General features: G+C 74.3%; 8 protein-coding genes. 6 read left to right on the forward strand and 2 right to left on the reverse strand.

Annotated elements, in window-relative coordinates; genetic code table 11:
* Positions 1-201: 201 nt before the first annotated feature.
* A complete protein-coding gene (locus OG702_RS12465; protein WP_327288941.1) occupies positions 202-1,398 on the forward strand; it encodes a hypothetical protein in 1,197 nt (398 codons plus the stop codon).
* Between the two features lie 494 nt (positions 1,399-1,892).
* On the opposite strand, the gene OG702_RS12470 is transcribed toward OG702_RS12465, so the two are convergent.
* On the reverse strand, positions 1,893-3,686 hold the full coding sequence (locus tag OG702_RS12470) for an ABC transporter family substrate-binding protein (RefSeq protein WP_327288942.1): 1,794 nt from the start codon (positions 3,684-3,686) through the stop codon (positions 1,893-1,895).
* Between the two features lie 323 nt (positions 3,687-4,009).
* Between OG702_RS12470 and OG702_RS12475 the strand changes: the two genes are divergently transcribed.
* The 5 genes from OG702_RS12475 to OG702_RS12495 all read left to right on the forward strand — a co-directional run bounded on the left by OG702_RS12475 (position 4,010) and on the right by OG702_RS12495 (position 10,257).
* Entirely contained in the window at positions 4,010-4,297 is a 288-nt protein-coding gene (locus OG702_RS12475) for a hypothetical protein (RefSeq protein WP_327288943.1), read from the forward strand.
* Positions 4,298-4,378: 81 nt separating this feature from the next.
* Entirely contained in the window at positions 4,379-5,203 is an 825-nt protein-coding gene (locus tag OG702_RS12480) for a hypothetical protein (protein WP_327288944.1), read from the forward strand.
* A gap of 1 nt (position 5,204) precedes the next feature.
* Positions 5,205-7,199 (forward strand): fumarate reductase/succinate dehydrogenase flavoprotein subunit, encoded by a 1,995-nt coding sequence (locus OG702_RS12485; protein ID WP_327288945.1) that lies wholly within the window; start codon positions 5,205-5,207, stop codon positions 7,197-7,199.
* Entirely contained in the window at positions 7,196-7,963 is a 768-nt protein-coding gene (locus tag OG702_RS12490; RefSeq protein WP_327288946.1) for a succinate dehydrogenase/fumarate reductase iron-sulfur subunit, read from the forward strand. The genes OG702_RS12485 and OG702_RS12490 overlap by 4 nt, the downstream gene beginning before the upstream one ends.
* A gap of 197 nt (positions 7,964-8,160) precedes the next feature.
* On the forward strand, positions 8,161-10,257 hold the full coding sequence (locus tag OG702_RS12495) for a TPM domain-containing protein (RefSeq protein ID WP_327288947.1): 2,097 nt from the start codon (positions 8,161-8,163) through the stop codon (positions 10,255-10,257).
* A 127-nt stretch (positions 10,258-10,384) separates the two neighbouring features.
* Here OG702_RS12495 and OG702_RS12500 read toward each other — a convergent pair whose 3' ends face one another.
* On the reverse strand, positions 10,385-12,940 hold the full coding sequence (locus OG702_RS12500) for a SpoIIE family protein phosphatase (protein WP_327293201.1): 2,556 nt from the start codon (positions 12,938-12,940) through the stop codon (positions 10,385-10,387).
* Position 12,941: the final 1 nt, after the last annotated feature.

Here is a 12,941-nt window from a genome sequence, read left to right on the forward strand (position 1 = left end):
GCGCTTCTCCCGGAATCGTGGATGGCGTCGCGTTCCTCTTCGACGCGCTCGCCCTTGCCGGGCAGAAGTCACGCCGCGGCCGTTTCCCATGGTACGTGCCAGCACCCCGGGCTGCGGCCGGGCGAGGAGACGGGGCGCCGCCGTAGGCCCGGGCGCGGCCCCGAGGCCGCGGGTGCCGGGGGCGGGTGACAAGATCTCGGCGTGTCCACGCCATCGGTCCTCCCGCAGGACGAATCCGTGCCGCCGCTGCCGGCCGGCATCTCCCCCGCCCCGCTCGCCCCCGCACCCGCCGGGCGGCGCCGCTCGCTGCCCCGGCTGCTGTTTGTCTTCTGCGCCGTGCTGGCCGGCGTGCTCGGCGGCACCAGGGCGCTGCCGCTCGACCCCGACGACTTCCTGCTCTTCGCGCTCGGGATGTTCCTCGGCATGAACCTCCAGGTCCTGGCCACGCTGCTGTACGGCCGGCTCTCCGGTCTCGCCACCGTATGGCTCTCGGTCGGCGTCGGACGCTGGCTGGGCAGCACGGTGCGGGGCGGCCGGCTGGTCACGTTCCGGTCGCTGCCGCTGATCCTGGTCAACGCCTGCATGGTCGTCGTCGCCCGGCCCGGGCTGCGCCGCCGCATGTGGTGCGGAGCCGTGCTCACCGTGCTCACCGAACTGCTGGTCGCCGCCCTGCTGGTGGCCGCCGGCGGGCCGGTGGCGTACCTCGGCTGGGGTGTCGCCGTGCTGGCGGTCCTGACGTCCACCGTGCGGCCCGGCCGCGCGACCACCCAGGCGTGGCGGCTGTTCCGGCTGCCGTTCGGGCAGGAGGAGCAGCGGCTCGCGGAATGGCTCCACGACCCGGCGAGCCTCGCCGCGGCCAGGGCCGCGGCGGCCGGGCGGGTCGACCTGCTGCGTGCCGCGCTGGACGGCGCCGAGCCGTCCGACGCGCCCAGGCGGCAGGCGATGACCGCGGTCCTCGCGCTGGCCGAGGGCCGCTGCGCGGACGCGGCACGGACGGCTGCCGCGCTGCGGGAGCGGTCGCAGGCGCCGACGCTGCGGACCGGGGCGCTGCAGCTTTACGCGTGCGCCATCGCGGACGGGATCGCGGCCGGGCACTGGCGTGCGGAGGAGGCGATGCCGACGTTCTCGGCGGCGCTGGCCGCGCTCCGCGCGGAGGCGCCGGCCGCGGCGGTGCGCGGCACCGACCTCGCCGCGATGGAGGCGCTCTTCGCGGGGCGGGCCGGGCAGGCCGAGCGGCTGGCCGCGCAGGCCGCGTCCGTGGCGCCGGACGTGCTTTCCCGTGCCCGGGCGCTGCTCACCCAGTCCGCGGCCCACACCGTCGCGGGCCACCCGGCGTTGGCCCCCGCGCCCCTGGCCCGGGCCCAGGCCCTCTCCCCGACCCTGCGGGTGCGCCGCTAGCGCTTCTTGAGGGGTGCCGTGTCCCTTGCGGTGCGCTCCCGTGCGCCGGAGCGTCGTGGCTTGTCGCGCCGTTCCCCGCGCCGCTGAGGGGGTGCCACTTGCGGCGGCCCGCTGCCTTCACCACCGCCGTGGTTACGCGCGCCGTTCCCCGCGCCCCCCGGGGGGGTGCCTCTTGCGGTGGTCTGTCGTCTGCGGCGCCGTCGTGGCTGGTCGCGCAGTTCCTCGCGCCCCTGAGGAGGTGCCCCTTGCGGTGGCGGTGCTGCTTTCCCGCCGTCGTGGCTGAGCGCGCAGTTCCCCGCGCCCCCGATGGCTTGCCCTCTGCGCAGAGGGTGACCGTTTTCCAGGAGCGCGGGGAACTGCGCGACAAGCCCCCGCCGGGCTGCAGGCGAACGCCCACCGAAAGGGGCAATCACGTGGGGGCGCGGGGAACTGCGCGCTCAGCCCTCGCCGGGCTGCAGGCGACAGGCGACCGTGGGGGCCCGGGGGCCCCGGCGTCAGCGGCGGAAGCCCATGTCCTCGTAGTCGGGGGTCTGGAAGCCGAACGCGCCGGCGTTGGCGACCGTCGTGCGGAGGGCGACCACCGCTGGGCGCTGGTAGAGGGGGATCGAGCCGGCGGCAGCCCAGATGTGGGAGTCGGCCTTGGCCGTGAGGTCCCGGGCCGTCGAGGCGTCGAGCTCGCTGCCCGCCCGGTCGAGCAGCTGGTCGATCTGGTCGGTACCGACCCTCGTGTAGTTCTGCGCGACGCTCAGCGAACCGTCCGGCGCCGGCACGGGCTTGGCGTAGATCGGCGTGTCGTCGGTGGCCGGGTAGGCGCTGCCCGGCCACGAGTAGAGGGCCAGGTCGAAGTCGCCGGCGGCGATGTGGTCCTGGAAGTAGCTCGCCCCGTCGACCTTGGTGATCTCCGTGCGGATGCCGATCGCGGAGAGCATCTTGGCGATCCGCCCGCCGACGTCGTTCAGCGTCGGCGAGTCCGTGGGAAGCACGAACCGCAGGCTGAGCTGCTTGCCGCTCTTGGTGACCGCCCGGCTGGGCTCCACGACGGTCAGCGCGCCCGAGGCGGCGCTGCGGCCGGGGCCGGCCGCCTGGTCGCCGGCCTTGGCGGCGGACTGCTTCCACCCGGCGTCGGCGAGCAGCGCCTGCGCCTGCTGGAGGTCGGTGCCGCCGAGCGCTGAGCTGTGGTCGGCGTAACCGTCCTGCGAGGGCAGCACCAGGTGGTTGCCGAGCGCCACGGCCGGCAGCCCGAGCGGCTTGAGCACGGCCGTGGCGATGGCCTTGCGGTCGATCGCGCGGGCCACCGCGTGCCGTACCCGCTCGTCGGCGAGCGGTCCGGCGCTGCCGTTCAGCGCGAGCTGCGCGTAGGCGGCGTCCGGCGCCTTGCGCACCGCCAGGCCCCGGGTCCGCTTGACCGCGGCCAGCGAGCCCGGGTCGATGTCGGCCAGGTCGAGGGTGCCGGCGGCCAGCGCGGCGGGGCGCTTGGCCCGCGGCACCGCGGTGAGCACCATCCGGTCGAGCTTGGCGGGCTGTCCCCACCAGGAGGTGTTGCGCGCCAGGGTGACCGTGCCGGCCTTGGTGTCGACGGCCTTGACGGCGAAGGGCCCGGCCGTGACGGGCAGGGCGGTGCGGGCGCCGTCGTTGAAGGCGTCGGCGTTGCCGGTGACCGACTTGGGGTAGAGCGGGCTGAACAGCGACCGCCAGTCGGCGTAGGGCGTGCTGAAGGTGACCTCGACGTGCTGCGCGTCGGCGCCCTGCTTGACCGAGGCGATCCGGTCGTAGCCGGCGTTGCGCGAGGTCCAGAAGGCCGCGTTCTTGCCGCTGAGCGCGTTCCACTGGGCGGTGAAGTCGGCGGTGCCGATGGCCCGGCCGTCGCTCCACCTGGCCTGCGGGTTGAGCTGGTAGGTGACGACCTGCCGCGGCTCGCTGTCGGTGACGTCGGCCTTCCTGAGGTAGTCGGCGTCCGCCTGCGGCCTGCCGTGGCTGTCGAGCCGGAACATCACCGGCAGCGTGGCGCCGGCGATGGTGCCGGTGTCGGCGTCCGCGTCGGCCTGGAAGGCGTTCAGGGTGCGGGGCACGTCGTCGGTGGCCCAGCGCAGGGTGCCGCCGTCGCGTACCCCCGCCCTGGCGACGGTCGCCACGTCGGTGCCCGCGGTGCCCGCGGCGTGGTTGCCGCCGCCGCCCGACGAGCAGCCGGCGAGGGTGAGCGTGGCGCCCGCGGTGAGCGCCACGGCGATACGCACCGCGCGCGCCCGCGGCGCCGGGGTGACAGCGGTCGGGTCCGCACTGCGGTTCATGAGGTCGCTCCTCCGCGGCCCAGGCGGCCGGCCGGAGGCGCGGCATACGCCGGGGACATACTCATCTGGTCGGATGGGCCTTTTAACTGGTGTTCCGGTTAATCGCACCCCCACTCCAGACGACGCCACCGGCGGCGCGGCCCCGACCCGCCGAGGCGCCCGGCGCACTCCACCCGTCCGGCCCACAGCCGTGCCGCACCCCGGCCTTCCTCCCGGTATTCCGTGCAGCCGTCTTCACAAGGCGCGGTGTGACGCGCAACACTCGCATCCGCAGCACCGCCCCGTACTGCATTCATCACGGCGGCAGATGGTGAGGACTGTTCATGTCCCTGCACGACGACCTGACGTCGGTTCAGCGCCGGCTCGACGACCTGATGCGCTGCGTCGCACGTCTCGACGAGCACAGCGGCGACACCCTCGACATGCGCCGGGTACGCAGTGCCGCGGCGCACCTGCGGGACAGCCTCGCGCTGCTCCAGGACTCGGCGCCGGCGGCCTCCGGGCAGCGGCAGGTCGAGATGGTCACCATCCCGGACGCGCCCTACGACCGCGGGCTGTGGGCGGACGCCGAGGACGAGGGGCTCGGTTCGCCGCACCGGCACGCGCCGTAGCCGCGCGCAGCCCGTCGTACGCCTCGGGCGTGCGCCGGCACCGTCGCGCGCCCCCCGGTCCTTTCCCGTACGGAGTCCTCCTTGGCCACCGGAACCACCCCCACCACCCCTGCCGCCCGCGGTGTGCTCGCACCCGGGCGGGCCGCGATCCCCGCCCGGCACCTGCGGACCGACCGGTGGTGGCTCTCACCGCTGGTCACCGCGGTCGCCCTGACGATCTTCATCATCTACGCCACCTGGCGGGCCTTCGCGAACGGCGACTACTACTCGGCGCCCTACGTGTCGCCGCTGTACTCGCCCTGCCTCGCCTCGAACTGCACGGACATGAACGGCGGCGCCGACTGGCCCCTGTTCGGCTCCTGGTGGGGCCTGTCCCCGGCGCTGCTGGTGCTGGTCTTCCCGCTGGGCTTCCGGCTGACCTGCTACTACTACCGCAAGGCCTACTACCGCGGCTTCTGGGCGTCACCGCCGGCCTGTGCGGTCGCCGAGCCGCACGCGAAGTACACCGGCGAGACCCGGCTGCCGCTGATCCTGCAGAACATCCACCGGTACTTCTTCTATCTGGCCCTCCCGGTGGCCGGCATCCTGACCTACGACGTGGTGCTCGCCTTCCGCGACGAGAGCGGCGCCTGGGGCCACGCGGGGCTCGGCACCCTGGTCATGGTGCTGAACATCGCGCTGATCTGGGCGTACACCCTCTCCTGTCACTCCTGCCGGCACATCATCGGCGGCAAGCTCCGGCACTTCTCCGCCCACCCGGTGCGCTACCGGCTGTGGGGCTGGGTGGGCGCGCTCAACGCCCGGCACATGCTGCTCGCCTGGTCCTCGCTGATCAGCGTCGGACTCGCCGACCTCTACGTGTACCTGGTGGCCAGCGGCGTATTCGACGATCCGAGGTTCTTCTGAGATGACACAAGTCGAACGGCACGCGTACGACGTGGTCGTGGTCGGCGCGGGCGGCGCGGGGCTGCGGGCCGCGATCGAGGCCCGGGAACGCGGCATGCGCACGGCGGTGATCTGCAAGTCGCTCTTCGGCAAGGCCCACACGGTGATGGCCGAGGGCGGCATCGCCGCCAGCATGGGCAACGTCAACTCGCACGACAACTGGCAGGTGCACTTCCGCGACACCATGCGCGGCGGGAAGTTCCTCAACCAGTGGCGGATGGCCGAGCTGCACGCCAAGGAGGCCCCCGACCGGGTGTGGGAGCTGGAGACCTGGGGCGCGCTCTTCGACCGCACGGCGGACGGCCGGATATCGCAGCGCAACTTCGGCGGCCACGAATACCCGCGGCTCGCGCACGTCGGCGACCGGACCGGCCTGGAGCTGATCCGCACCCTCCAGCAGAAGATCGTCTCGCTCCAGCAGGAGGACTTCGCCGAGACCGGCGACTACGAGGCCAAGCTCCGGGTCTTCCAGGAGTGCACGGTCACCCGGGTACTCAAGGACGACGGCAGGGTCGCCGGGGTCTTCGGCTACGTCCGCGAGTCGGGCCGGCTGTTCGTGATCGACGCGCCGGCGGTGGTGCTGGCCACCGGCGGGATCGGCAAGTCGTTCAAGGTGACGTCGAACTCGTGGGAGTACACCGGCGACGGGCACGCGCTGGCGCTGCTGGCCGGGGCGCCGCTGATCAACATGGAGTTCATCCAGTTCCACCCCACCGGGATGGTCTGGCCGCCCTCGGTCAAGGGCATCCTGGTCACCGAGTCGGTGCGCGGCGACGGCGGGGTGCTGCGCAACAGCGACGGCGAGCGCTTCATGTTCGGCTACGTCCCCGACGTCTTCAAGGAGAAGTACGCGCAGAGCGAGGAGGAGGCGGACGGCTGGTACTCCGACCCGGAAACCCACCGCCGCCCGCCCGAGCTGCTGCCCCGCGACGAGGTGGCCCGCGCGATCAACTCCGAGGTCAAGGCAGGCCGCGGCACCCCGCACGGCGGGGTCTTCCTGGACGTGTCGACCCGGCTGCCCGCCGAGGAGATCAAGCGCCGGCTGCCGTCGATGCACCACCAGTTCAAGGAGCTGGCCGACGTCGACATCACCGCGGAGGCGATGGAGGTCGGCCCGACCTGCCACTACATGATGGGCGGGGTCGACGTGGAGCCGGACACCGCGGCGGCCCGCGGGGTGCCGGGGCTCTTCGCGGCCGGCGAGGTGGCCGGCGGGATGCACGGCTCCAACCGGCTGGGCGGCAATTCGCTGTCCGACCTGCTGGTCTTCGGCCGCAGGGCCGGGCTCTACGCGTCCGAGTACGCCGCCGGGCTCGGCGAGCGGCGGCCCGCCGCACCGGAGGAGCAGATCGACGCGGCCGCCGCGGAGGCGCTGCGGCCGTTCGCCGCCGCGGAGACCGCCGCGGACGACGGTCCGGCGGAGAACCCGTACACCCTGCACCAGGAACTGCAGCAGGTGATGAACGACCTGGTCGGCATCATCCGGCGCGGCCCGGAGATGGAGCAGGCGCTGGAGCGGCTGGCCGCGCTGCGGGCCAGGGCGCGGCGGGCGGGTGTGGAGGGGCACCGGCAGTTCAACCCGGGCTGGCACCTGGCCATCGACCTGCGGAACATGCTGCTGGTCAGCGAGTGCGTGGCCCGTGCCGCGCTGGAGCGCACCGAGAGCCGCGGCGGCCACACCCGCGACGACCACCCCGGCATGGACCGCGGCTGGCGCAAGGTCAACCTGGTGTGCGAGCTGACCGGCGCGGACGAGGCGGACGAGGTCGACGAGGCGGGCCGGGACGGGACGGCCTCGGCGGCCGGCCGGGACTCCGGGAGCGGCGCCGAGGGACCGGCACGGGCGCGGATCGGGCTGCGGCAGCGCCCGATGGACCCGATACGGGCCGATCTGCTGGCCCTCTTCGAGCGGGAAGAGCTGCTGAAATACCTGACGGACGAGGAGCTTGACCGGTGACCCACACAGCGCACTTCAAGGTCTGGCGGGGCGACGCCGACGGCGGCGACCTGCGGGACTACGAGGTCGAGGTGAACGACGGCGAGGTCGTCCTCGACATCATCCACAGGTTGCAGGCCACCCAGGCCGCCGACCTGGCGGTCCGCTGGAACTGCAAGGCCGGCAAGTGCGGGTCGTGCAGCGCCGAGGTCAACGGGCGGCCGCGGCTGATGTGCATGACCCGGATGTCGGTCTTCGAGCCGGACGAGACGGTCACCGTCACCCCGCTGCGGGCGTTCCCGGTGGTCCGCGACCTGGTCACCGACGTGTCCTTCAACTACGACAAGGCCCGGCAGGTCCCGGCCTTCGTGCCGCCGAAGGGCGTGCCGGCCGGCGAGTACCGCATGCAGCAGGTGGACGTGGAGCGCTCGCAGGAGTTCCGCAAGTGCATCGAGTGCTTCCTGTGCCAGGACACCTGCCATGTGGTCCGCGACCACGAGGAGAACAAGGCGGCCTTCGCCGGTCCGCGCTTCCTGATGCGGATCGCCGAGCTGGACATGCACCCGCTGGACGCCGCCGCCGACCAGGGCCTGGTGCGGGCCGCCTCCGCGCAGGAGGACCACGGGCTCGGCTACTGCAACATCACCAAGTGCTGCTCCGAGGTGTGCCCCGAGCACATCCACATCACCGACAACGCGCTGATCCCGCTCAAGGAGCGGGCCATCGACCGCAAGTACGACCCGCTGGTGTGGCTCGGCAGCAAGATCCGCCGCCGCCAGGAGTAGGGCGGGGCGGGGTCCGCAGCGCGGTACAGCCGGGGGCCGCCACCCCCGGCCGTACCGTACGGCGCCCCAGGCCGGGCCGGGGCCGCCGTACGCGTACGACCGGGCGCCGCACATAAGTCGCGTAGCGCACATCCCGCACATAGCCTCCGATCACAGCCACGCGGTGGAGACGTGGCGCGGGCGAAGGGCGCGGGCGCATGAGGCGGCGAGTCCCACGGTGGTGCGCGGCGCTGGGTGCGCTCGGGCTCGCGGTGCTGCTCGCCCATCCGGGTCAGGCCCGGGCCGACGACCCGGTCACGCTGTCGCGCAGCGGCCGGGTCACCGACCGGGTCGGCGCCCTCCAGGGCCGCACCCCCCAGGTCACGGCGGCGCTCGACCGGCTCGACGACACCCGGCACCTGCGGCTCTTCGTCGCCTACGTCAACGGCTTCTCCGGCCGCAGCCCGCAGGACTGGGCGAACACCACGGCGACCAGGAACGGCCTGGGCCGGCGAGACATCCTGCTGGCCGTCGCCACCCACGACCAGCAGTACGCCGTCTCCGCCGACCAGGACTCCGGGCTCACCCAGGCCCAGCTGGACGAGGTCGGCTCCACCGCCGTCGAACCCGCGGTGCGGCAGAACGACTGGGCGGGCGCCGCCGTGGGCGCCGCAAACGGCTACGACGCGGTGCTGGCCGGGCGGCCGGTCAGCGCTCCCACCATCACCCCCGGCGCGGTGGACCCCGGCGGCGGGGCCGCGGCTGAGAACGGCGCCGCCGAGCTGTGGATCCCGGTGGTCGCGGTGGTCGCGGCGGTCCTGGTGACCCTCTACGCCGTCCGGCGCCGCCGCGCCACCATCGAGCGGGGGCCGGAACTCCCCGAGGCCGGCGCCGGTCCGGGTCCCGGCGGGCGCCCGCGCCGCTTCGCCCCCGCGCCGACGCCGCTGCCCGAGCTGGACTCCCAGGCCAGGCAGCTGCTGGTGGCCACCGACGACGCGGTGCGCACCAGCCAGGAGGACGTCGGCTTCGCGGCGGCGCAGTTCGGCGAGGCGGCGGCCCAGCCCTTCACCGAGGCGGTGGAGTACGCCAGGGACGAGCTGACCGCCGCCTTCCGGCTGCGGCAGCGGCTCGACGACTCAGTCGCCGCCGACGACATGACCCGGCGGCAGATGCTGGACGAGATCCTCTCCCGCTGCACCCAGGCCAACCGGCGGCTCGACGCCGAGTCCGAGGCCTTCGACCGGCTGCGGGCCCTGGAGGCGAACGCCCCGCAGGTACTGGAGCAGGCCGAGGCCAAGGCCGCCGCGCTTCCGGGCAGGATCGCGGCGGCCGAGACCGCGCTCGCCCCGCTGGCCGCCGGCTACGCCGGGAGCGCGATCGAGCCGGTCGCCGGGCACCCCGCAGAGGCCCGCGACCGGCTGGAGTTCGCCCGCGCCAGCCTCGACCAGGCCCGGGCGGCGATCGGCACCGACCACGGCCGGGCCGCGGTCTTCGTCCGCGCCGCCGAGGGGGCGCTCGACCAGGCCACCACGCTGGCCGACTCGGTCACCCGCCGCGCCGATGAGCTGCACGCCGCCGACGCGAGCCTGCGCGCGGCCCTGACCGAGACCGACGCCGACCTCGCGGAGGCCCGCGGGGTGCTGGCCACGGGCGGCGCAGGCGGCCACACGGAGCTGCGGGCGCGGATCGCCCGGGCCGAGGCGGTGGTCGCCGCCGTACGCGGGGAGCTGGCCGGCGGGCGCTACGACCCGATCGCGGGGCTGCGCCGGGTGGAGGAGGCGGAGGCGGAGCTGGACGAGGCGCTGGCCGGGGCGCGCGAGCAGGAGGTCGGGGAGCGGCGGGCCCGCGGGCTGCTCGACCAGGCGCTGCTGGCGGCCCGCAGCGAGGTCGCGGCGGCCCATGACGTGATCACCACCCACCGGGGGGCGATCGGCAGCCGGGCGCGTACCCGGCTGGCGGAGGCCGAACGCCGCCTCCAGCAGGCCCAGGCGGCGGCGGACGCCCCGGCCGCCCTGGCGCACGCCCAGGAGGCCGACCGGCTGGCCAGGGAGGCGCAGCGGCTGGCCCAGCAGGACGTCGGCGACTTCGGGCCGGCCGCCGGCGGCCGCCGGGGCGCCGCCGGTATGGGCGGCATGGGCGGGGCGATGGTCGGCGGGATCATCCTCGGCGAGCTGTTCGGCGGCGGCCGCGGCGGATTCGGCGGCCTGGGCGGCATGCGCGGCATCGGCGGGGGCGGCGACTTCGGCGGCGCGGGCCCGGGCAGTTTCGGCGGCGGGGAGACGCGCGGCCGGATGGGCGGCGGCGGGCGCTTCTGAACCGGGGTGCCGCAAGCACGGGTGTCGCTGGAGCGGGCGGCGGCGGAGCGCTTCTGAACCGGGCGGCACCCGAAACGGGGCGGCGGGTGCCGGTGCCAGGTGCCGCCGGAGGAGGCGGGACCCGGCGTCAGAACATGCTGAGCAGCTCGTCCACGGTGGGGGTCGCCGCATGGGACTGCCGCCCGGGCAGGGCCAGTTCGAACCACACGGTCTTGCCGCGGTGGGTGCGCCTGCTGCCCCAGCTCTCGCTGAGCATGGTGACCAGTTGCAGCCCGCGCCCGCCCTCGTCGGTGTCACGGGCGCGGCGGCGCCGCGGCTGCACCAGGGCGCTGTCCCACACCTCGCAGACCAGCGTGCGGTCCAGCAGGAGCCGTAGCCTTATGTCGCCGTAGCCGTGCCGCAGCGCGTTGGTGACCAGCTCGCTGACCAGCAGCTCGGTGGTGTCGACCAGGTCGCCGAGGTCCCAGGCGAGCAGCTGGTCGTGGGCCAGCTCGCGGGCCCTGGCCACCGAGGTGGGCTGCGGCTTGAGCGTCCAGTCGCCGACCTGGTCGGCGGGCAGGCCCTGGATACGGGCCATCAGCAGCGCGATGTCGTCCTCGCCGTGGGCGGTGTCCAGGGTCGCGAGCACGTGGTCGCAGATGTCCTCGAGCGGCCGGGCCGGTCCGTCCAGGGACTGCCGGAAGGCGTCGAGCCCCTCGTCCAGCGGGAGGCTGCGCGACTCGACCAGGCCGTCGGTGTAGAGGGCGAGCAGCGCGCCTTCCGGCAGCTCGACCTCGCTCTCCTCGAACGGCTCGCCGCCGACGCCCAGCGGGACGCCCCTGGGCAGTTCGAGCAGCAGCGGCGACTCGTCGGGCTCCACCACGACCGGCGGCAGATGGCCCGCGTTGGCGATGGTGCAGCGGCGGGTGACGGCGTCGTAGACGACGTAGACGCAGGTGGCGAGGTAGACCTCGGTGAGGTCGGAGTCGCCGTGCTCCTTCGTCCTGCGGGTGCGGCCCGGGGTGGGCGCGCCCAGGCCGCGTACGACCTCGTCCAGGGCGCTCAGCACCTCGCCGGGCTCCAGGTCGAGCATCGCCAACGTGCGGACGGCCGTGCGCAGTTCGCCCATCGCGACGGCGGCGCGCAGGCCGCGGCCCATCACGTCGCCGACGACCAGGGCGGTGCGGTGCCCCGGCAGTTCGATGACGTCGAACCAGTCGCCGCCGACCTCGGTCTCCATGCTGCCCGGCAGGTAGCGGCAGGCGATGTCGAGGCCCGCGGCCTCCGGGTCGTCGGGGGGCAGCAGGCTGCGTTGGAGGATCAGGGCGCGTTCGTGTTCCCGCCGGTAGAGGCGGGCGTTGTCGATGAAGATGGCGGCGCGCGCGGCCAGTTCCTCGGCCAGCATCCGGTCGCGTTCGGTGAAGGGCTCGCTGCCCTTGGCGCGGGAGAACTGCACGAGACCGAGCACCGTGTCGCGGGCGACCATCGGCACCACCAGCGTGGACTGCACCAGGGCGCCGCCCAGGTCCTGACCGCCGTCGCCGTCGAGCACCTGGGGCTGCGCGGTTCGCAGCGCGCGGGCGCTCGCGGAGCTGAAGCGGTAGCGGTGGACGGCGCCGACGGAGACCGGGCCGTCGTCGGCGGAGATGTCGTCGTCGTCACCGGCCATCGCCACCGGCGCGTCAGACACGGAGCTGGCGAAGGCGACCCTGCGCAGCTCGCCGCTGCCGTCGGTGGTGCCCGCAAGCTCCTCCGCGCCGGACAGCAGCGCCTGGTAGAGGTCGACCGAGGCCAGGTCGCAGAAGTGCGGCACGGCCACGTCGAGCAGTTCGCGTGCGGTGGTCTCCAGGTCGAGCGAGGTGCCGATGCGCGCGCCCGCCTCGTTGAGCAGCGCCAGATTGCGCCGGGCGTGCGCGGCCTCGCGCTCGGCGCGCTGCCGGCCGGTGACGTCCATCGCCAGGCCCGCGACGCCGATCGGCCGGCCCGAGGAACTGTGCAGCCGGTACAGCGAGATCGACCAGCGGCGCCGGCCGGGGTGGCCGGGCACGGTGCCGACCAGCGGCATGTCGAGGACCGCCTCGCCGGTCTCAAGCACCTGGCGCAGGGCCGCGCTCAGCCGGTCGGCCTCGACCCGGGACAGGAAGTCGTGCGGGCCGCGCCCGCGGTGCTCCTCGGCGGGGCGGCCGAAGACGGTGGCGAAGCGGTCGTTGACCCGGATCAGCCGCAACTGGTTGTCGAAGAGCACGAAGCCCATCGGGGACTGCCCGAACACCGCCTGGGAGGCGGCCAGATCGGTCTCGATCTGGCGCAGCGTGGCCACGTCGACGGCGATGCACAGCGCCCCGCGGTCGGCGGGCATGACGTACACCTCGGCCAGGCCCTCGGCACCTGACGCGTCGTGGTACGGCACCAGCCCGGTCCACTCGCGGCCGTTGAGGATGTCGTCGAGCCGTTCGTGGCCGCGGTCCTGCACCTCGGGCGGCGCGAAGGCGCTGATGGGGTCGCGCCCGACGGCGTCCTCTGCGGAGACGCCGAAGAACTCCGCGGCGCGCTCGCTCCACTGCTCGATACGTCCGTCGGGGCCGAGCGAGAACGACGCGACTCGTATGTAGTCGTAGATGGAGCCGGGCGGGCTCGACTGCCAGACCGCGGCCTCGGACGCCGCGTCCGGACCGTCTCCTGGCGAAACCGCCCCTGCTGGCATG

The sequence above is a fragment of the Streptomyces sp. NBC_01198 genome (assembly GCF_036010485.1).
Classification (GTDB): domain Bacteria; phylum Actinomycetota; class Actinomycetes; order Streptomycetales; family Streptomycetaceae; genus Actinacidiphila.